The sequence below is a fragment of the Jiangella alkaliphila genome, from assembly GCF_900105925.1.
GTDB lineage: Bacteria > Actinomycetota > Actinomycetes > Jiangellales > Jiangellaceae > Jiangella > Jiangella alkaliphila.
The window spans coordinates 1,259,666-1,280,161 of sequence record NZ_LT629791.1 but is presented as its reverse complement, the minus strand read 5'-3'; the positions used below and the strand labels follow the sequence as shown (position 1 = coordinate 1,280,161).

Below are 20,496 nucleotides of genomic sequence, written 5' to 3'. Positions count from 1 at the left end.
GTCAGCCGCGGCGGAAGATCTGCGCCAGTACCCGCAGCGCCAGGATCGCGCTGATCACCAGCATGTTGTAGCCGATCAGCTCGTACAGGCCGACGGAGTCGGTCAGCTGCGGCCCGCCGCCGGTGCCGATCAGCAGCACCGCCATGATCCCGGTGGTCGCGGCGAGGAACGTCAGCAGCACCTCGTGCAGCATCGTGGTCAGCACGGCGCGGTCGCGCTCGTCGGCCAGCAGCCTGATGTTGATGCCCAGCCGCCCGTGTTCGGTGGCGCTGGCGATGCGTTCCACGCGGCGGGGCAGCCGGCGCAGGATCGGCAGCAGCGCGGCCAGCTCCTCGGTGACCGCCTGCTTGAGGTGCTCCGGCCCGTACTGCTCCTCGACGTACCCGCTGGCCAGCGAGCGGGCGCCGCCGATAAGGTCGAACCTCGGCGTGAGCCGGGTCAGTGTGCCCTCGGCCGTCGCCAGCGCCCGGAAGACCGCGGCGATCTCCGGCGGGATGGCCAGGCCGTGGTCCGCGACCACCCGGAACAGGTCGCCGAACATCCGGACGCCCGAGCTGGGGGTGCCGGACGTGTGCTTGGCCATGAACCGGCCGAGGTCGCGCTCCAGCTGCTGCTGGTCGATCTCGTCCGGACGCGGCACCAGTTCGAGCAGCGCGTCGCTGACGGCGAGCGGGTCGCCGCGGTCGACGCCGACGAGCAGCCGCTGCAGCGCGTCGCGCAGGGCACCGTCCAGCCGTCCTACGGAGCCGAAGTCGAGCAGGCCGAGCCGGCCGTCGTCGAGCAGGAAGATGTTCCCGCCGTGCGGGTCGGCGTGGAAGATGCCGTCGAGGACGATCTGCCGCAGCAGGCAGTCCAGCAGCGTCGTCGCCAGCGCGTCGCGGTCCAGGCCGCGCTGCTCGATGACGGCGTCGACGCGGTTGAGCGGCGTGCCCTGCAGCCGGTCCATCACCAGCACCCGCTCGGTGCACAGCGCGAGATGCGGCTCGGGCAGGACGACGTCGGGCTGCCGGCTGGGCGCCGTCGCCACGGCGGTGATGTTGTCCGCCTCGATGCGGTAGTCCAGCTCCTCGCGGATCGCCTCGGCCAGACCGGCGGCCAGCGGGCGAACGCCCATGCGACGGCCCCACCGGGTGCCGGACTCCAGCCGCGCGGCCAGCCGCCCGGCGATGTCGAGGTCGCGTTCGACCACCGGCCGGATGCCGGGCCGCTGCACCTTGACGACGACCTCGGCGCCGCTGTGCAGCCGCGCGACGTGCACCTGGCCGACGGACGCTGCCGCCAGCGGCTCGCGGTCGAACTCGGCGAAGACGTCCTCGACCGGGGCCTTCAGCTCCTCGACGAGCACCCGCTCGATGTCCGGCCACGGCACCGGCGCGGCGTCGTCCTGCAGCCGCGCCAGCTCGTCGGCCATCTCGGCCGGCAGCACGTCACGCCGGGTGGCCAGGATCTGGCCGAGCTTCACGAACGTGACGCCGCCCGCGTTGAGCGTGGTGGTCAGCGCTCGGCCCAGCTGCGCCCGGCCGGACGGCGCGTCGAGGGCGCGGTCGCGGGTGCCGCGCAGGTACGACCCGAGGCCGTGCCGCATCGCGATGCCGATGATCTGCCAGTACCGCCGGGTCCGCCGCAGCCGGCCGAGCAGCCCGCGGCCCCACACCAGCGCGGGCGGCAGCGACCCCATCGGCACGAACGCCTCGATGATCACCAGCAGCACCATCGACGCGAGGATCGTCAGCACGCCGGCCAGCAGCGCGAACCAGAACGCGACCGGGCCCTCGCTCTGGTCGGAGATCCCCTCGGGCGACAGGGTGAACTGGTCGAGCAGCGCGAACATGATCAGCGGGCCGACGAACAGCGCGAACGCGCCGGTCAGCAGCAACCGGAACAGTCCGAGCCGCACGCCGAGCAACCGCTGCGCGATCAGGCCGAAGACCAACGCGGTGAGCACCGATAAGGTCGCGACGATCGGAAACGTCAGTACATCCATGGCGGGTCGGGCCCTTCGGGTCGCGCTCATCGTCCGGGTGACGGCGCGTCAAGCGCTCCACCCGCGACGTCCACGGCCGCCAGTGTTCCAGCCCAACCCCGAGCGGCCCGGTAGCCGCCCTCAGACGACGCCGTAGAGCCGCTGCGTCCACTGGGTCAGGCTGAGCCCCTTCGCGTCGGTCAGCTCCACCTTGAACGAGACGTGCCCGCCGGCGGCCGGCCGGTTGTCGACGGTCGCGACGACGGTGTCGCCGTCGAGCGTCGCGGGCACCTCCGCCCACGTCGCGCCGTCGTCGTAGGACACCCAGGCGGCCGCGTCGGTGAGCGCGCCGGGCAGGTACGACGGGGTCGACTCGACGCCGACCTCGACGCGGTAGCCGTCCACCGCGGCGGCCCGGTTCCGCGCGTCGACGGCGACGTCGTAGGTCGGGAACAGCAGCGGCAGCGCGCGGCCGTCGTCCGACGACGACGAGCTGAACCGCCAGCTGGTCTGCGTGTACAGCGGCGACGTCCAGGTCGAATGTCCACGGTCGTACCGGATGAGCTCGTAGACCAGCTCGAGGTCGGTCGGGGCGGCCGGCACGTCCCACTGGCCCTGGCCGTAGAAGCCCCAGGCGCCCAACGACTGGCCGTTCGCGAACAGCTCCATGTTGCCGAGGTCGTTGAGCCCGTTCCACGCGAAGTGGCCGGCCTGGCTGTCGGCCCACGCCGGGAGGTTCGTCCAGATGACGTTCCCGACGCGGCCGCTCGGGTCGTACCGGCCTCGCGGGTCGGCGGGCACCGCGGGCCGCAGCCCGGCGCCGTACCACGTCTCGGCGGTGCGGCTGCCGGCCTCCAGCGGCCGCACCGGCGACGACATCGGCGTGCCCCAGTACCAGAGCGTGCCGTCGGGGTGGACCACGGTCTGCTGGACCGGCACGTCCGGGGTCACGTACGCCGTCCGGGCGCCCGGCGCCGCGACCTGCACGACGTCGCCGATCGGCACGTGGGCCTCGCGCAGCGTGCTGTACGCGTCGAAGTACTGCGCGTACCGATCGGTGCCGCCGGGCGTGTGGTACGTCGAGTCGACGCGGGCCAGCCGGTCCCGCTCGACCCGGTGGTTGACGTCGCGGGTCGTGATCGGCCCGGTGTGCGGGTAGATCAGGTGGTAGTCGGCCGGCTGGGCCGCTCCGTCCGGCGTCGTGTAGAGCCACGACTCGGTGACGTCGAAGTCGCCGCGCTCGACGTTGCCCATCCGGCCCAGGTAGAGCGTCTCCAGGCCGTCGCGGAAGTAACGGGTGTTGGACAGGATCCAGTTGTCGACGACGCGCGCGTACGACACGCTGCCGCTGTGCAGCCGTAGCGGCTCGTCGGTGCTGACCCGGACCGGCAGCGCGCGGCGGGCGTCGAGCGTCACCGTCCGGTCGCTGGTCAGCGCGAGTTCCGGCTCAGCCAGGAAGGCCGCCTCGGTGACCTGGAACGTGTCCGGGTCGGTGACGCTGACGGTCGACGCGATGGAGTAGGTTCCGGCCCGCAGCCGCAGCGTGACCTCGTCGCCCTCGAGGCCGATCCGCTGTGCCGCGATGCTGTCCAGGTCGAACACGTCCAGCGTGCTGCTGCCGCCCGCCGGCCGGCCGTCGCGGCCGAGCACCCGGAACGTGACGTCGACGTGCTGCGGCTCGGCGTAGGCGCCGATCGGGGTGACGACGGTCTGGTCGCCGGCCCGCGCGACCAGGCGCAGGCTGACCGCGCCGTAGTGCCCGTAGTCGAGGACGGACGGGTCGAACGTGACGGGCAGCGCGGCGGTGCCGCCGGCCGGCACGGTCAGCGTCGTCGCGCCGAGGGCCGTCGCGTCGTCCGGGAGGCCGGCGCCGTTCTCGCCGCGGGCGTCCAGCGTGAACGTCAGCGTCGCGCCGGCGGTGCCGGTGTTCGTGTAGACGACGTCGGTGGTGACGGCCTCGGACGGGTCGTGCGGCCAGGCCAGCGTGCCGAGGTCGACAGTGCCCGGGCCGCTGAGCTGCGCGGTCGCCGCCGTCGCGACGTCGAGGATGCCGGCGCCCTGGTCGTAGACGTCGGTGTCGTTCGCCGGCCGGACCGTGCTCTGCAGCGCGGCCTTGACCTGCTCGCCGCTCCAGTCCGGGTGCGCCTGCCGGACGACGGCGGCGGCGCCCGCGACGTGCGGCGTGGCCATCGATGTGCCGCTCATGTCCGTGTAGGTGGCGTCGCCGCGGCCGCCGGCGCGGGCGGCCGTGATGCTCACGCCCGGCGCGGCGATGTCGGGCTTGACGGCGCGCGTCACCGGCACCGGGCCACGGCCGGAGAAGCTCGCCGTCGCGTCGGTGAGGTCGACGGCGGCGACGGTGAGCGCGCCGGCGGCGCAGCCCGGGCTGGTGATGGTCTCGGCCGGGCCGCCGAGGTTGCCCGCCGCGACGACGAACAGCGTGTCCGACGCCGCCGACAGCGCGTCGACCGCCTGGACCATCGGGTCGTCGCAGGCGCCCAGCTCGGTGTTGCCGAGGCTCATGTTGACGACGTCGGCGCCCTGCGCGACGGCCCACTCCATGCCGGCGATGATCCACGACAGCTCGCCGAAGCCGTTGTCGCCGAGCACCTTGCCGACCAGCAGGTCCGCACCCGGCGCGACGCCGCGGTGGCTCGCGCCCTCGGACGCCGCGCCGCTGCCGAGCACCGTCGACGCGACGTGGGTGCCGTGGCCGTCGCGGTCGACGACGTCGGGGCTGTCGGTGAAGTTCTCGGCCGCGACGACGGCGTCCGCGAGGTCCGGGTGCTCGGCGTCGATGCCGGTGTCGAGGACGGCGACCGTGCTGCCGGCGCCGTCGAACCCGGCCGCCCAGGCCTCCGGCGCGCCGACGTACGGGACGCTCTGGTCCAGGACCGGCGCGACCCGTGCGTCCAGCCAGATCTTCTCGACCTGCCGGCCGAACGTCGTCGACTGCGGCACGACGGCGTTCCAGACGGCCTCCGTGGCGGCCTTGTCCGCGTCGAGGACGTCGGCGCCGATCGACGGCAGGCTGGTGGTCAGCTCGGCGCCGGCGGGGAGGGCGGCGCCGCGGGAGGATGCGGCGCCGCCGGCATAGGTGACGATCAGCGGCAGCGTGTCGCTGGACGCGTCGTCGAGGCCCTGCTCGACCAGCCCGGTGACGTTGAACAGCTGGCAGTCGACGCGGTCCGCGGCCAGCGCCTGCTCGGCCGACGCCGGGATGACGTAGACGTCGTCGCCCTCGGTGCGCACGTCGTAGCCGCCGGGGTCGTCGGACTGCACGCGCACGGCCGGCGTGGTGCCCCGTCCGTACGTCAGCATGGCGACGTCGCCGGTGATCAGCGTGACGGTGCGGACGCCGCCGGCCTCGACGCCGTCGGGGATCTGCGGCAGCGGCGTGACCGGAGTGTCGTCCGCGGGCGCGGCGGCCTGGGCGGTGAGCGGCAGCGTGGCCAGCGCGAACGTCAGCGCGACGGCGGTGCGGCGGAGGGCAGGCACGGTAGGCCCCGCTTTCAGGAGGAGACAGACCATTCGTAAATCTGCCACGATTCACCACGAGTCACGCTGACGCGAATGCGTCATGACCGGTATCCGCCAGCGACGACACGCGGGCAGAGGAGGCATCGTATTCGATGTGCTCGGGCTGGGTGAGGTGGAGGAGTCCGCCTATCGCGCGCTGGTCGAGGTGCCGTCCACCGACGTCGCCGCGCTGGCCGCACGGCTGGGCGTCCGGCCCGGCGAGGCGGCCACGGCGCTGGCGTCGCTGGAGCGCCGCGGCCTCGCCGCCCGGTCCAGCGCCAGCGCCGAGCACTACGTCGCCTCGCCGCCGTCCGTCGCGCTCGCCGCCCTCGTCGTCGACCGGCAGGAGGAGCTGCGCCGCGCCGAGGTCGAGATCGCCGCGCTGACCGAGGCCTACCGGCGCACCGAGTCCGACCGCAGCGTCGGCGACGTGGTCGACGTCGTCTACGGCCCGCAGGCGGTGGCGCAGCGGTTCATGCAGCTGCAGGCGTCGGCCCGGTCCGAGGTGCTCGGGCTGACGAAGGCCGAGGTCATCGCGATCTCCGGCGAGGAGAACACGGCCGAGGAGGCCGCCGTCGGGCGCGGCGTCCAGTTCCGCGTCGTCCTCGAGCGGGCGGCGTTCGACCGGCCCGGCTTCGCGGCCGCCGCCGAGGCCGCCCTGGCCGACGGCGAGGAGGTGCGGGTCGCGCCGGAGGTGCCGATCCGGCTGCTCGTGGTCGACCGGCAGATCGCCCTGGTGCCGCTGGTGTCAGGCGAGGCGCGGGCGGTCGGCGCGCTGCTGGTGCACCAGAGTGGCCTGCTGGACGCGTTGATGGCGCTGTTCGAGAAGGTGTGGAACGACTCCGTGCCGCTGGTCCTCGGCACCGGCGGGGCGCTGGCCGAGCGGCCGCCGACCGGGCTCACCGCGCTGGACTCCCGGATCTTCGGGCTGCTGCTGGCCGGGCTGACCGACCAGGCGATCGCGAACATGCTGGACATGTCGCTGCGGACGGTGCAGCGGCGGGTGCGCGTGCTGATGGACGTCGCCGGCGCCGACACCCGCCTGCAGCTCGGCTTCCAGGCCGCGAAGCACGGCTGGGCCTAGCGCACGGCGCCGGTGACCATCCAGGTGTCCTGACGTTCGCGCAGCGCGAGCGTGACCAGCCGCACCAGCATCCAGACGCCGATCGCGCCCCACAGCCACATCAGGCCCGCCTGCCCCGGCACGTCCGCGACTGCCACCGCCCAGGCCGCCGGCAGGAACGCCGCCACCGAGAGCACCGACGCCCAGGCCAGGTAGCGCCCGTCGCCGGCGCCGATCAGCACGCCGTCGAGCACGAACACCCACCCGGCGACCGGCTGCATCGCCGCGGCGACGACCAGCGCGGCGAACAGCAGCGACCGCACCTCGGCGTCGGGCGTGAACAGCCGCGCATAGCCGTTGCCGACGACCAGCAGGAGGAGGGCGAGGGCGAACCCGGCCAGCACGCCCCACTGGACCATGCGCCGGGTGATCGCCCGCGCGCCGTCGACGTCGCCGGCGCCGAGCGCGCGGCCGACCAGCGCCTGGGCGGCGATCGCGACGGCGTCGAGGATCAGCGCCAGCAGCGTCCAGGTCGTGAACGCCACCTGGTGAGCGGCCAGCTCCGCCGTCCCCAGCCCGGCCGCCACGACGGTGATGACGATGAGCGCGACCCGCATGGCGACCGTCCGCACGATCAGCGGCACCCCGGCCCCGAACGACTGGGCGACGCCGCGCGCGTCCGGCCCGATGCCGACGCCCGCGCGCCGGGCGCCGCGCACCACGACGCGGACGAAGACCGCGGCCATGCCGGCCTGGGCCAGGACGGTGCCGAGCGCCGAGCCGCCGATGCCGAGGTCGAGCCCGTACACGAGCACGACGTTGAGCAGGACGTTCGCGACCGCGCCGGTCACCGCGACGTAGAGCGGGGTCCTGGTGTCCTGCAGGCCGCGCAGCACGCCGGTGGCGGCGAGGACCAGCAGCATGGACGGGATGCCGAGGAGGCTGATCCGCAGGTACGTCTCCGCGTGCCCTGCCACGTCCTCGCCGGGCCCGAACAGCGACACCACCCACGGTGTCAGCGGCCAGCCGGCGGCCAGGGTGGCGGCGCCGATCAGCACCGCCAGCCAGCAGCCGTCGATGCCGGAGCGCAGCGCGCCGGCCTGGTCGCCCGCGCCCAGCCTCCTGGCCACCGCGGCCGTCGTCCCGTAGGCGAGGAAGATCGACACGTTCACCAGCGTCCCGAGCACCGCCGACGCGATGCCCAGGCCGGCCAGCTCGGGCGTGCCGAGATGGCCGATGATGGCGGCGTCGGTGAGCAGGAACAGCGGCTCGGCGACCAGCGCGCCCAGGGCGGGCAGCGCGAGCCGCCAGATCTCGCCGTCGGCCGGGTGCCGCCGGAACGGATGTCGAATCATCAGCACCGACGGTAGGGGTGGCGCCTGTCATCGCGTGACTGGCGTCTCGCCATCTGAGATCTTGCCCTGTGAATCTCCGTCCACACCCGGTGGACGAGGAATCACGCGGGTGAACTGCGGTTTCGCCGGACCCGTGACCACCTCGCCCGTCCGCTGTCCCCAGGGTTTTCCACAGTTGGGGATGATCGTTTACGGTGCGTCTCCACAGCCGGTCCACAGCACCTGTGGATCACCGACTTGGCGACGCGCCGAAGGGGGTCATAGGTTCGCCAAACAGCCGTGGCTGTTGGAACATGTGTATGAACGAACCGGTGTCGAAGGGGTGAGCGTGAGCGTCGCGGAGCTGCCCGATCGCCGGGAGGAAGCCCCGGCCGACTACGGCCGCACGCCGCCCCAGGACGTCGCCGCCGAGCAGTCGGTCCTCGGCGGCATGCTGCTGTCCAAGGACGCCATCGCCGACGTCGTCGAGATCATGCGCGGCAGCGACTTCTACCGCCCGGCGCACGAGGCCGTCTACGAGGCGATCATCGACCTCTACGGTCGCGGCGAACCCGCCGACGCCGTCACCGTCGCCGCGCAACTGCAGAAGCGCGGTGAGCTGGGCCGGGTCGGCGGCGCGCCGTACCTGCACACCCTGGTCTCCTCCGTGCCGTCGGCGGCCAACGCCGGGTTCTACGCCGAGATCATCCGCGAGCGGGCCATGCTGCGTCGCCTCGTCGAGGCCGGCACCCGCATCACCCAGATGGGCTACAGCGACGACGGCGACGCCGACACCATCGTCGACCGCGCCCAGGCCGAGATCTACGCGATCACCGAGAAGCGGTCGTCCGAGGACTACCACCCGCTGTCGGAGATCATGGAGGGCACGCTCGACGAGATCGAGGCCATCGGCTCGCGCGGCGGCCAGATGGTCGGCGTCCCCACCGGCTTCACCGACCTCGACGCGCTGACCAACGGCCTGCACCCCGGCCAGCTGGTGATCCTGGCCGCCCGCCCGGCCGTCGGGAAGGCGCTCGCGCTGGACACCCCGCTGCCGACGCCGTCCGGCTGGACCACCATGGGCGACGTTCAGGTCGGCGACCTGCTCATCGGTGCGGACGGGCGGCCCACCAGGGTGGTCGCCGCCACGGAGGTCATGGCCGATCGGCCGTGCTACGAGGTCGAGTTCACTGACGGCACGGTCATCGTGGCCGACGCACAGCACCAGTGGGCCACGACCACCACGCGTTCGCGCGGCCATGGGCGGATGGTTGAGGAATCCGTGTCGCCAGGGCAACGCAAATCCCTCAACCATTCGGAACCCCTCGGCTCGCAGGCGGTGACGACGGAGGAAATCGCCAGGACGCTGCGCTGCGACGATGGCCGGCTCAATCACGCGGTCGACCTTGCCGCGCCATTCGATCTGCCGGAGCGCGACCTGCCGCTCCCGCCATACGTGGTGGGTCTCTGGCTCAGCGGCGGCCACGGCGGCGCGATCGCGCGAGCCACGCTGCGGACCATGCGCGTTCTCGGCGACAAGCACATCCCGCGGGATTACCTCCGGGCGTCGATCCGGCAGCGCCGCGACCTCCTTGCCGGCCTGCTCGACACCGATGGATACGTGAACCCGAGCGGCGCCGTGCAGTTCGCCGTCACCAACCGCCGGCTCGCCGAGGACACGCTCGAACTCGTCCACTCGCTCGGCTATCGGGCGCGGATGACCACGAAACGGGTCAAGGGACGCTCCGAGGCCAGCTCGACGTCGTACTGCATCACCTTCACGCCACGCGACCGCGTGTTCCGGCTCCGGCGCAAGCTCGAGCGTCAGCGCCTCGGCCGCGGCCCGACGGCCCGCATGGTCGTCGACGTCAGGCCCGTCCCGTCCGTCCCGGTCCGCTGTGTCGAGGTCGACGCCGCCGATCATCTCTACCTGGCCGGCCGCTCCTGCATCCCGACCCACAACTCGACGCTCGGCCTCGACCTCGCCCGCGCGGCGTCCATCAAGAACGGCCTGACGTCGGTCATCTACTCGCTGGAGATGGGCCGTAACGAGATCACGATGCGGCTGCTGTCCGCCGAGGCCAAGGTCCCGCTGCACCACATGCGGTCCGGCCAGATGACCGACGACGACTGGAATCGCATCGCCCGCAGCACCGGCGAGGTCTCCAGCGCGCCGCTGTTCATCGACGACTCGCCGAACATGACCATGATGGAGATCCGGGCCAAGTGCCGGCGGCTCAAGCAGCGCAACGACCTCCGCCTCGTCATCATCGACTACCTCCAGCTGATGAGCAGCGGCAAGCGGGTCGAGAGCCGCCAGCAGGAGGTCGCCGAGTTCTCCCGGGCGCTCAAGCTGCTGGCCAAGGAGCTCGAGGTCCCGGTCATCGCGATGAGCCAGCTCAACCGTGGCCCTGAACAGCGCCAGGACAAGAAGCCCATGCTCTCCGACCTGCGCGAGTCCGGTTGCCTCCCGGCCTCGACGCGCATCATGCGCGCCGACACCGGCGCCGAGATCACCATCGGCGAGCTGCTGGCGTCGGGGGCGCGCGACATCCCGGTCTGGAGCCTCGACGACAGCCTGCGGTACGTCCCGCGCACCATGACGCATGCGTTCCCGAGCGGCCGCAAGCAGACCTTCCGGCTCCGGCTTGCCTCGGGCAAGCAGATCGACGCCACGGCGAACCACCCGTTCCTGACCTACGACGGCTGGCGGCCGCTGGGCGACCTCTCGGTGGGGAGCCGCCTGGCCGTGCCGCGGCACGTCCCGGCTCCGCTGGTGACGCAGCAGTGGGCCGACGCCGAGGTGGTCATGCTCGCGCACCTCATCGGCGACGGCTCGTTCGTGCGCCGCCAGCCGATCCGGTACGCGTCGGTCGACGAGGAGAACCTGACGGCGGTCACCGAGGCCGCGCGGCACTTCGGCATCACCGCCGTCCGCGACGACTACGCGGCCGCACGGGTGACGACGCTGCGGCTCCCCGCGCCGTACCGGCTGACACACGGGCGGCGCAACCCGATCGCCGCCTGGCTCGACGGGCTCGGGTTGTTCGGCCTGCGCTCGCACGAGAAGTTCGTCCCTGACGGCGTCTTCGGCCTGCCGAAGGCTCAGATCACGATGTTCCTGCGGCACCTGTGGGCCACCGACGGCTCGGTGACGGTGAACCGCAACGGCCGGTCCGGACGCATTTACTACGCCTCCACCAGCCGGCGCCTCCTCGACGGCGTCTCGCGACTGCTGCTGCGCTACGGCATCTCGACCCGCGTTCGAGTCGCCACGCCCAAGGCGGGGTACCGGCCGCAGTACACGCTCGACATCTCCGGCCGTGACGAGCAGCTGCGGTTCCTGCGCGAGATCGGCTGCCACGGCGCCCGCTCCGCGGGGTGCGCTCGCCTGCTGGCCGCGCTGGAGGCCGGTACGTGGAACGCCAACGTCGACACCGTTCCCCGCGAGGTCTGGCAGGACGTCCGCTCCATCCTTGCCGAGCAGGGCATGACGCACCGCCAGTTCGCGGCCGCCATGAACAGCCGCGAGCGTCTGGGCCGGGTGGCGACGGTGCTGGGCAGCGCGGAGCTGGAGATGTACGCCACCAACGACCTCCTCTGGGACGAGGTCGTCGCCATCGAGCCGCTGGGCGAGCAGGACGTCTACGACGCCACCGTCATGGGCAACCACAACTTCATCGCCGACGGCGTCGCCACCCACAACAGCATCGAGCAGGACGCCGACATGGTGATCCTGCTGCATCGCGAGGACGCCTACGAGAAGGAGTCGCCGCGCGCAGGCGAGGCCGACTTCATCGTGGCCAAGCACCGAAACGGCCCCACCGCCACCATCACGGTCGCCTTCCAGGGCCACTACAGCCGCTTCGTCGACATGGCCCAGTGAGGCACCGCCGGGAATAACCGGACCGCGGGCGGCGGCTGCGTTGTCTGTGACAGCACTCCTGCCCACCCCTGAGCCGGCCGCGACCACCGATCCCGGCGGGCTGGCGGCGCGCTGGGAGATGTCGTCCGTCCGCCGCGTGCGGCTCGACGCCGGCGACGTCCTTGCTGACGCGCCGGGGTCGATGTGGGCGCTGGTCTGGGAGGGCGCCGTCGCCGTCGAGACGGCGACGGGGCGTCGGCCGCTCGCCGCCGGCGACGCCGTCTATGTCGACACGACCACGGCGTATCGGCTGGTGGCGACGGAGCCGGCGTTCGTGCTGGTGGCCGACCTGCGGCTGGTCGTGCCGGCGCATCCGGTGCCGAGCCCGCTGGTGGTGACGGCGTTCAGCGACCGGCACCGCGGGGTCACCGGCCTGGTGATGACCTGCCCCATCAGCGACGGCTGCCATCCGTCGCTGTTCGTGGCGAGCTACGCGGGGCTGGTCGGAGCGGCGATGACGGCGTCGTGGCTGGAGGACGCGCCGCGCGCCGAGGACGCGAGCCAAGGCGACGAGCAGGTGGCGTCCGTTGTCGCCGCGCTGGTGGCCGAGCCTGGTGAGGCGTGGACGCTGGACCGGATGGCCGGCCTCGTCCACCTGTCCCGTTCCGCGCTGACCGACCGCTTCCGGCGGGTCACCGGACGCAGCCCGATGCAGGTCCTCCGCGACGTGCGGATGTGGGAGGCGCGCCGCCGGCTGGGCGCCGACGGGCAGGCGGTGACGCGGGTGGCGTACGCCGTCGGGTACGGGTCGGTGGCCGCGTTCAGCCGCGCCTTCTCGTCCCACCACGGCGTCGCGCCGCAACGGTGGCGCGAGCGCTCAGCGGGCAGCGGCGGGAACCCGCAGCAGCGCGAAGCCCAGCCCGGCGGCGACGGCGGCGACCGCGCCGACGACGAGCGGGGTGCCGACGCCGTAGCTGTCGAGGAGGACGCCGCCTGCCGCGGAGCCGATCGTGATGGCGACCTGGAACGCGGTGACCTGCAGCGACATCGCGGACTCGACGCGTTCGGGTTCGACCCGCGTCACCCAGAGCTGAGTCGCAACGGGAACCATGTTGAACGCGAAGCCCCACACCACGATCGCCACCGCCAGCAGCGGTAGCGTCGACGCCGTCGCCGCGACGAGCAGACTGACGCCGAGCAGCACCGGCGCCGCCGCGGCGAGCAGCCGCAGCCGGACGGCCGCCACCCCGGCCAGGACCGTCCCGGCCACGCCGCCGAGCCCCCACGCCAGCAAGAGCCAGGTCGTGCTGTCCGCGTCGATCCGCTCGGTCGCGATCCGGATGTACGGGTAGGCGGCGAAGTTGCCGAACGCGACCAGCACGACGCACCCGACGCCCGCCATCAGGCGACGGTGACGCAGCGCCTCGCGCAGCATCCGGATCCCCGCGGACGGATGCGCCGGGATGGACGGCAGGGCGCGGGCGATCCCCGCGGCGGCCAGCACACCGAGCACCGCGGCGCCGCCGAACGCGGCCCGCCAGCCGATCGCGTCGCCGACGAGGGCGCCGACCGGCACGCCGATGACGGTGGCGAGGCTGACGCCGAACGAGAGGGCCGCCGACACGGCGCGGTCCCGGCCGCGCATCGCGTGCAGGCCGGCGCCGAACGCGAACGACCAGAAGCCGGCGATCGCCACCCCGAGCAGCAGCCGGCCCGCGAGGAGCACGACGAAGTTCGGCGCGACGGCCACCGCGAGGTTCGCCACCGACCCGACGACCAGCAGCCCGACGAGCACCCGGCGGCGGTCGGTGCGCGGGAGGAGGACGGCGATGCTCGGGGCGGTGACGGCACCGGCGATCGCCGTGGCCGCGACGGCCAGCCCGGCGACCCCTTCGCTGACGCCGACGTCGGCTGCGAGCGCGGGGAGGACGCTGGCCGGCAGGAACTCGCTCGCGACGAGCATCGCGATCCCGGCCGCGAGCGCGACGACGGGGGTCCAGCTGGGTCGGTCGACGGTGTCGAGCGTCGTCTGGGCGTGCGAGGACGAGGGGGCCACCCGTCCAGCCTCGGTGCGGCGGGCGCTCGGCGGTTGATCGCGCGGACGGGGTGGTTGATGCGGCGGCCGGTACCGGCTCAGGCGTTCGTGCGGAAGTCCTGGGTGCCGATGACCCGCAGCAGCTCCAGCTTCTCGGCGGCGTCGGTGCCCTCAACCGGGAAGTACGCCAGCAGCTTGACGTCCTCGTCCGGGGTGAGCAGCACCTCGCAGTTCAGGTGGATCGGCCCGACCTCGGGGTGGAGGAAGGTCTTGAGGTCGGAGCGGCGCACCGCGACCTCGTGGCGCTCCCACAGCTCGCGGAACTCGGCGCTGCGCTCGAGCAGGTCCCGCACCAGCTCGGTGACGTCGCGGTCGCCGGCCCGGCGGGAGTGCGTCGCCCGCAGGTCGCTGACGTGGGCGCCGGACAGCCGCGGCCGGTCCTCCTCGGGCGCCAGGTCGCGCGCTCCGGGTTCGGTGAACCAGCGCCAGTAGACGTTGCCCGCGCGGCCGGTCCGGATGTCGCGCTCACCCACGAGGGCCGCGAGGAGGGCGTTGCGCCACAGCACTTCGCCCAGGTCGCTGTAGATGCAGACGGGGACGTCGACGAGGCGGCCGGCGAGCGCGATCAGGCCCGGGCGGACGTGGCGACCGGCCCGGCGCGGCGGCGCGGACAGCCCGGCCAGGTGGAAGAGGTGGTCGCGCTGGTCGAGATCGCAGCGCAGCGCCCGGGCCAGCGCCGCCACCACGCCGTCGGACGGCGCCGAGCCGCGGGCCTGCTCCAGCCGCGTGTAGTGGTCGGCGGACACGCCCGCGAGCTGCGCCACCTCTTCGCGCCGGAGCCCGGGCGTGCGGCGGCGGAGGCCGTCGGGCAGGCCGACGTCGGCCGGGCGCAGCAGCTCACGCCGGCGGCGGAGGAAGTCGGCGAGCCCGGCACGGTCAATCACGCCTCCATGGTGCACCGCGGCCGCGACCGGATCCAGGGAGAGGTCGTCCCTGGATACACCGGGCCTGCACACGCGGGCCCATCGACGCCGACGCTGGGAGCATGACAACCTCGCTCGACACCCGCACCCTCGGCCGCACCGGCCCCGCCGTCACGTCGCCCGGCCTGGGCTGCATGGGCCTCTCCGGCGCCTACGGCCGCACCGACGACGACGAGAGCGTCCAGGTCATCCACAGTTATCTGGACGCCGGCGGCACCCTGCTCGACACCGGCGACTTCTACGGCGCCGGCCACAACGAACAACTGATCGCCCGCGCCTTGCGCGAACGCAACCGGGACGACGTCGTGCTCTCGGTGAAGTTCGGCGCGGTCCTCGCTCCGGGCAGCCTGCCGGCCGGGTTCGACGGCCGCCCGGCGTCGGTCCGCAACTCGCTCACCTACTCGCTGCAGCGTCTCGGCACCGACCACGTGGACGTCTACCGGCCGGCGCGGCTGGACCGCAGCGTGCCGATCGAGGACACCGTCGGCGCCATCGCCGAGCTGGTCGAGCAGGGCTACGTCCGCCACATCGGGCTGAGCGAGGTCGGCGCAGAAACGATCCGCCGGGCCGCGGCGGTCGCGCCCATCTGCGACCTGCAGATCGAGTACTCGCTGCTCAGCCGCGGGATCGAGGACGAGATCCTGCCCACCTGCCGGGAGCTCGGCATCGGCATCACCGCCTACGGCGTGCTCTCGCGCGGCCTGATCGGCGGCAGCGGCACGATCGACGGCGCCCGCGCGATGGTGCCGCGGTTCCAGGGCGCGAACCGCGAGCACAACGACGCGCTCGTCGCCCGGCTGCGGGGACTGGCCGACGAGAAGGGCGTGACGATCGCGCAGCTGGCGATCGCCTGGGTCGCGGCCCAGGGCGACGACATCGTTCCGGTCGTCGGCGCGCGCCGCCTCGACCAGCTCGCCACGATGATCGCCAGCGCCGGCATCACGCTGGACGACGCCGACCTCGCCCGTCTCGTCGAGCTGATCCCGGCCGGCGCCGCGCGCGGCGACCGCTACCCGACGCGGTTCATGGCCGACCTCGACAGCGAGCGGTGAGGGCGGGCTAGAGCCCGGACGCGGCGACGAGGCGCTGGCCGACGGCGCGGGCGGTGTGCTGCAGCTCGACGCAGCGGACGATCCGGAACGCCACCGGCAGCCGCGCCAGCTGCTCGGCGTACCACCACGGATTGCTCGTGCTGCCGGTCAGCCGCGTCGTCTCGTCGTCGATCGGTTCCAGCGTGCCCAGCATGGGCGCCACGTGTGGACGCACCTTCTCCAGCGGCCCCTCGATGATCACCTCGGTGTCGAACTCCCAGCCGCGGGCCAGGTGCGCCTCCAGTTCGGCGACGGCGTCCAGCTCGGCCGGCGGCTCGAACGAGCCGGGCAGGACGGCTACCTCCGTCACGCGGTCGATGCGGTAGGCGCGCCGGGCGGCGGAGCCGTGCGACCAGCACAGCAGGTACCAGCGGCCGTGCCGGACGACGACGGCCCAGGGCTCGACGTCGGCGGACCACTCGGAGCCGGACTCGGAGCGGTAGCCGATCCGCACCAGCCGGCGATCCGCGCAGGCCTGCACCAGCGCAGTCGCGATGGACGGGTCGGGGCGGGCGGCCGCGCGGTCCGGCGCCGGCGACGTCGTACGACGGACCGCCTCGGCCTGCTGGGCGACCGGCTCGGGCAGCGTGCGCAGCAGCTTGCCCAGCGCACTCCCGACCGGGTCCGTGGCGTCGGCGGCGTCGTGGTGACCGTCGAGCACGGCCATGACCAGCCCGAGCACCTCGGCGGCGCTGAACAGCAGCGGCGGCAGCCGGACCCCGCGGCCGACGCGGTAGCCGCCGTACGGGCCGCGGACGGACTCGATCGGGAGGCCGGCCTCGCGGAGGATTCCGACGTAGCGGCGCGCGGCCCGCTCGGTGACGCCGAGCTTCTCGGCCAGCCGGTCGGCCGTGATGCCGGGCGTGCCTTGAATCAGCTCGAGCGCCAGCAGCGCCCGCGCCGTCGGGCTCGCGTCGATCGCCACGGCAGCTCCCATTCTCGACACCGCAATTCCCAATCCGGAAGCAGAACGTCCGGAACCGACTCTAACCTGCTTGCCATGGACCTACAGGACATGACCGTCATCAAGGAGTCGATGGCCGGCGACGAGGTCGAGATGCTGATGTTCGCCCTCGACCGCGCCCGCGCGCAGTTCGCCTGGAAGTGCGACGGCCTCGACGCCGCGGCGCTGATCACGCCGCTTCCGCCGTCGACGATGACGCTCGGCGGGATGCTCAAGCACATGGCGCTGTGCGAGGACATGCGCATCGCCGAGTTCATCACCGGCGAGCACATGCCCGAGCCGTGGAAGCAGGAGAACTTCGACGCCGACTCCGACTGGGACTGGCACTCCGCGGCGAGCGACACGCCGGACGAGCTGTACGCGCTGTGGCGGGCGTCGGTGCAGCGGTCCCGCGCGGCCTGGGCGACGGTGCTCGCGAACGGAGGCCTCGACCAGCCGTCGATCTTCACGACCCCGTCCGGCGAGCACCCCAACCTGCGGCGGGTGCTGGTCGACGCGGTGGAGCACTACATCCGCCACGCGGGGCACGCCGACCTCCTCCGCGAGAACATCGACGGGCGCGTCGGCGAGGACCCGCCACAGCCCCAGGCGTCGTGAAGGAGCCGATCCACGCCGACCAGGTGCGGGTCGTCCCGGCGAACGAGGCGTCCTGGCACGACCTCACCCTCGTCTTCGGGACGGCCGACTACGCGGCCCGCTGCCGCTGCCAGCGGTTCAAGGTCGAGGGCTGGATCTGGCGCGACTCGACGTTCGACGAGCGGCTCGCGGCGCAGGAGCAGCAGACCGCGTGCGACGACCCCGGCGCCGAGCGCACCAGCGGCCTCGTCGCCTATGTCGACGGCGACCCGGCCGGCTGGGTCGCCGTCGAGCCGCGTCTGGCCTACCCGGCGCTGTTCAGGGGCCGCAGCCCGGTGCCGTGGAAGGGCCGTGACGAGGACCGCGACGACGCCGGCGTGTGGGTGGTGACCTGCACGATCGTCCGCCGCGGCTTCCGTGGCCGCGGCCTGACGTACCACCTCGCCGCAGCCGCCGTCGGCCATGCCCGCGACCGCGGCGCCCGCGCGCTGGAGGCGTACTCGATGCTCACCGAGCCAGGCAAGGAGATCACCTGGGGCGAACTGCACGTCGGCGCCCGCCAGGTGTTCGAGGAGGCCGGGTTCACGCAGGTCAGCCACCCCACCAAGCGCCGTGCCGTGATGCGGATCGACTTCGCGCCCGGCTGATCGCGAGGTTCGCTGGCGCCCCTCACGCATCTGGTACCCAGCGGGAGAAGCCCTGCTCCACCTGATCATTTCGGGCTCTTCTGCCGATCGGTGCGCTGGCGGCCGTGGCTGGAGGACGCGTTTGGCCATCGAAGACGGTCGTAGCCATCGAGGGCTGCCGGCCCACGGCATGATCACCGGGCCCGTGCCAGGGCGAATGGTCGGCCGAGCCAAGGCCAGACCCTCACCACGCCGGGGCGAGTGGCGAGCGGTGCGTATAGGTGCTCATTGCAAAGCGGGCGGACGGCCAGGCGCACCACACGCCTCGCCTGAGCGCGAAACACTTCGCCGCGAGGTGTCGGATCCCGGCCGCCCCGATCGTCGTGGGGGCGTGCAGGGAAGATGACACCATCCAGCGAAGGAGAAGTCCCATGAAGTACCTGATGCTCGTCGGCACCGACCCCGACCACACCGAGGCCGACGCCGCGGCGGCGCCCGACATCGAGGAGTGGTCCGCCTACGTCACCGGCGCCGGGAAGCACATCGTCGGCGACCGCCTCCGCCCGGCGTCCGCGGCCACGACGGTGCGGGTCCGTAACGGCGAGCTGCTGGTCACCGACGGCCCGTACGCCGAGACCAACGAGTGGATCGCCGGCTTCGACGTCCTCGACTGCGAGGACCTGGACGAGGCGATCGAGATCGCGTCGAAGCACTCGATGGCCTACACGGGACGGCTCGAGCTGCGGCCGTTCTGGCCCCTCGACGGCGAGTGACCGACCCAGCCGGCGTCAGCGCGGCCCTCGGCGACGCCGTCGCCGCCGAGCGGCTGCGCATCGTCGCCGCGCTGATCCGGGTCACCGGCGATTTCGACCTGGCCGAGGACTGCCTGATGGACGCCGTCGAGCGGGCGCTGGAGCGCTGGCCCGCCGACGGCGTCCCGGACAACCCGAGCGCCTGGCTGACGACGGCTGCCCGGCGCCGCGCCATCGACGTCCTGAGGCGGCGGCAGACCGAGCGGGCGAAGCTGCGCGAGGCGCAGGCGCTGGCCGAGCTGGCCGGCGACCTCACTGCCGACGAGCCCGGCCCGTACGGCGACGACCGGCTGAAGCTGCTGTTCACCTGCTGCCACCCGGCGCTGCCGATGGCCGGCCGGGTGGCCCTGACGCTGAAGTCGGTGGCCGGGCTGTCGACGCGGCAGATCGCCCGGGCGTTCCTGGTCAGCGAGGCGACGATGGGGCAGCGGCTGCTGCGCACCAAGAACAGGATCGAGCACACCGGCATCGGCTTCCGGGTGCCCGAGCCGCACCGGCTGGCCGGCCGCACGGACGCCGTCCTCGCCGTCGTCTACCTGATCTTCACCGAGGGCTACGCGGCGACCGAGGGCGAGCCGTTCCACGACGACCTCGCCGCCGAGGCGGTGCAGCTGGCCGGGCTGGTCGCGCAGCTGCTGCCCGGCGACGACGAGGTACTCGGTCTGCACGCGCTACTGCTCCTGCAGCACGCCCGCCGCGCGGCCCGGACCGACGCCGACGGCGAGCTGGTCACACTGGAGGACCAGGACCGCGGCCGGTGGGACCACGACCAGATCGACGCCGGGCTGGCCGCGCTGGCCGCCGCCCGGGCCACCGGCCGGCCGCCCGGGTACTACCGGCTGCAGGCCGAGATCGCGGCGCTGCACGCGACCGCGGCGCACGCCGATGACACCGACTGGGCGCGCATCGTCATCGCGTACGACGCGCTGCTGGCACTGCGCCCGTCGCCGGTGATCGCCCTGAACCGCGCCGTCGCGGTCGGCCTCAGCGACGGTCCCGAGGCCGGGCTGGCCGCCGTCGACGACCTGGGCGGCGAGCCCGCGGACTACCCGCTGCTGCCGGCCGTCCGGGCCGACCTGCTGCGGCGGGCCGGACGGCATCGCGAGGCGGCCGCCGCCTACCGCGAGGCCGTCGCCGTCGCCCGCACCGAACCGGAGCGCCGCGTCCTGGAACGCCGCCTCAGCGAGGTCAGCGGCCCACCCGGCGATAGCTGACGGCGAAGTCGGTCGACCACGTCCGGCCGTCGGGCGACGCCTCCCAGCGCCCGTCGATGGTCGCGCCGTCGGCGGCGACCGTGCCCTCGAAGCGCTGGTGGAAGTCCTCGGCGGGCCGGGACGCCTGCGTCCACCGGCCGCCGTCGAAGGTCATCGCGTAGACGCGGCAGACGCCCCGTGAGTCGGCGAGCAGCACGGTGTAGGCGCCGGAGTAGTCGTCGAGCCCGATGACGGTCTCGGTCCACTCCGGCGCCGCGCCCTCCCACTCGGGGACGAGGTAGGTCTGCGGGTCGGTCCGCTGGGCGACGAACCCGCCGTCGAGCCGGCGGAACGTCGACCGTGCCCGGCTCATGACCCGGTCGCCGATCGTGGCGGTGACGTCCCAGGTACCCACCAGAACGTCCAGGCGGGCCAGTCGAGGATTCATGGTTCGGTCCATGACCCTCAGACT

General features: G+C 73.2%; 14 protein-coding genes and 1 pseudogene. 8 read left to right on the top strand and 7 right to left on the bottom strand.

The annotated features are described in order from the left end of the window. Position 1 precedes the first annotated feature (1 nt). Positions 2-1,984, bottom strand: coding sequence for an ABC1 kinase family protein (locus tag BLV05_RS05995; protein ID WP_046766952.1), 1,983 nt, complete (start codon positions 1,982-1,984; stop codon positions 2-4). Between the two features lie 120 nt (positions 1,985-2,104). Beyond that, positions 2,105-5,461: a S8 family peptidase gene (locus BLV05_RS05990; RefSeq protein ID WP_052762130.1), complete on the bottom strand. Its 3,357-nt coding sequence runs from the start codon at positions 5,459-5,461 to the stop codon at positions 2,105-2,107. A gap of 136 nt (positions 5,462-5,597) precedes the next feature. On the opposite strand from BLV05_RS05990, the gene BLV05_RS05985 reads away from it, so the two are divergent. Further along, positions 5,598-6,566 carry a helix-turn-helix domain-containing protein gene (locus BLV05_RS05985; protein WP_197683549.1) on the top strand — a complete coding sequence of 323 codons (969 nt, stop codon included), beginning with the start codon at positions 5,598-5,600 and terminating at the stop codon, positions 6,564-6,566. Here BLV05_RS05985 and BLV05_RS05980 read toward each other — a convergent pair. Then, the gene (locus BLV05_RS05980; protein WP_046767206.1) at positions 6,563-7,900 is read right to left on the bottom strand and encodes an MATE family efflux transporter; all 1,338 of its coding nucleotides are present in this window, start codon (positions 7,898-7,900) and stop codon (positions 6,563-6,565) included. The two genes, BLV05_RS05985 and BLV05_RS05980, sit on opposite strands and share 4 nt — an antisense overlap. A gap of 328 nt (positions 7,901-8,228) precedes the next feature. Here BLV05_RS05980 and BLV05_RS05975 point away from each other — a divergent pair, with 328 nt between their 5' ends. Together BLV05_RS05975 and BLV05_RS37530 are read left to right on the top strand one after the other, a co-directional pair. Next, on the top strand, positions 8,229-11,765 hold the full coding sequence (locus tag BLV05_RS05975; protein WP_046767207.1) for a replicative DNA helicase: 3,537 nt from the start codon (positions 8,229-8,231) through the stop codon (positions 11,763-11,765). A gap of 118 nt (positions 11,766-11,883) precedes the next feature. After that, positions 11,884-12,609: pseudogene (locus tag BLV05_RS37530) on the top strand (helix-turn-helix domain-containing protein); the annotation flags it as partial. Between the two features lie 12 nt (positions 12,610-12,621). Here BLV05_RS37530 and BLV05_RS38375 read toward each other — a convergent pair. Together BLV05_RS38375 and BLV05_RS05960 are read right to left on the bottom strand one after the other, a co-directional pair. Beyond that, positions 12,622-13,800: an MFS transporter gene (locus tag BLV05_RS38375; protein WP_046766954.1), complete on the bottom strand. Its 1,179-nt coding sequence runs from the start codon at positions 13,798-13,800 to the stop codon at positions 12,622-12,624. Between the two features lie 77 nt (positions 13,801-13,877). Next, on the bottom strand, positions 13,878-14,720 hold the full coding sequence (locus tag BLV05_RS05960; protein WP_046767208.1) for a helix-turn-helix transcriptional regulator: 843 nt from the start codon (positions 14,718-14,720) through the stop codon (positions 13,878-13,880). Positions 14,721-14,824: 104 nt separating this feature from the next. On the opposite strand from BLV05_RS05960, the gene BLV05_RS05955 reads away from it, so the two are divergent. Further along, positions 14,825-15,814: an aldo/keto reductase gene (locus tag BLV05_RS05955; protein ID WP_046766955.1), complete on the top strand. Its 990-nt coding sequence runs from the start codon at positions 14,825-14,827 to the stop codon at positions 15,812-15,814. A 7-nt stretch (positions 15,815-15,821) separates the two neighbouring features. Here the strand turns inward: BLV05_RS05955 and BLV05_RS05950 are convergent, their stop codons facing one another. Further along, positions 15,822-16,778: a helix-turn-helix transcriptional regulator gene (locus BLV05_RS05950; RefSeq protein WP_152690577.1), complete on the bottom strand. Its 957-nt coding sequence runs from the start codon at positions 16,776-16,778 to the stop codon at positions 15,822-15,824. A gap of 75 nt (positions 16,779-16,853) precedes the next feature. On the opposite strand from BLV05_RS05950, the gene BLV05_RS05945 reads away from it, so the two are divergent. From BLV05_RS05945 to BLV05_RS05930, 4 genes are all read left to right on the top strand, one after another. Continuing rightward, positions 16,854-17,414 (top strand): mycothiol transferase, encoded by a 561-nt coding sequence (locus tag BLV05_RS05945; RefSeq protein ID WP_046766957.1) that lies wholly within the window; start codon positions 16,854-16,856, stop codon positions 17,412-17,414. Next, positions 17,411-18,040, top strand: a complete 630-nt coding sequence (locus BLV05_RS05940; protein ID WP_197683548.1) for a GNAT family N-acetyltransferase — start codon at positions 17,411-17,413, stop codon at positions 18,038-18,040. The genes BLV05_RS05945 and BLV05_RS05940 overlap by 4 nt, the downstream gene beginning before the upstream one ends. Before the next feature lie 410 nt (positions 18,041-18,450). Continuing rightward, the gene (locus BLV05_RS05935; RefSeq protein WP_046766958.1) at positions 18,451-18,792 is read left to right on the top strand and encodes a YciI family protein; all 342 of its coding nucleotides are present in this window, start codon (positions 18,451-18,453) and stop codon (positions 18,790-18,792) included. Continuing rightward, on the top strand, positions 18,789-20,045 hold the full coding sequence (locus tag BLV05_RS05930) for an RNA polymerase sigma factor (protein ID WP_046766959.1): 1,257 nt from the start codon (positions 18,789-18,791) through the stop codon (positions 20,043-20,045). Before BLV05_RS05935 ends, BLV05_RS05930 begins: the two co-directional genes overlap by 4 nt. Here the strand turns inward: BLV05_RS05930 and BLV05_RS05925 are convergent. Then, entirely contained in the window at positions 20,020-20,484 is a 465-nt protein-coding gene (locus tag BLV05_RS05925) for a hypothetical protein (protein WP_046766960.1), read from the bottom strand. The genes BLV05_RS05930 and BLV05_RS05925 overlap by 26 nt on opposite strands. Positions 20,485-20,496: the final 12 nt, after the last annotated feature.

Coding starts and splice junctions, on each gene's coding strand:
- BLV05_RS05980 (WP_046767206.1), bottom strand. CDS start 7,900: ATGATTCGACATCCGTTCCGGCGGCACCCGGCCGACGGCGAGATCTGG.
- BLV05_RS05995 (WP_046766952.1), bottom strand. CDS start 1,984: ATGGATGTACTGACGTTTCCGATCGTCGCGACCTTATCGGTGCTCACC.
- BLV05_RS05925 (WP_046766960.1), bottom strand. CDS start 20,484: ATGGACCGAACCATGAATCCTCGACTGGCCCGCCTGGACGTTCTGGTG.
- BLV05_RS05935 (WP_046766958.1), top strand. CDS start 18,451: ATGAAGTACCTGATGCTCGTCGGCACCGACCCCGACCACACCGAGGCC.
- BLV05_RS05945 (WP_046766957.1), top strand. CDS start 16,854: ATGGACCTACAGGACATGACCGTCATCAAGGAGTCGATGGCCGGCGAC.
- BLV05_RS05955 (WP_046766955.1), top strand. CDS start 14,825: ATGACAACCTCGCTCGACACCCGCACCCTCGGCCGCACCGGCCCCGCC.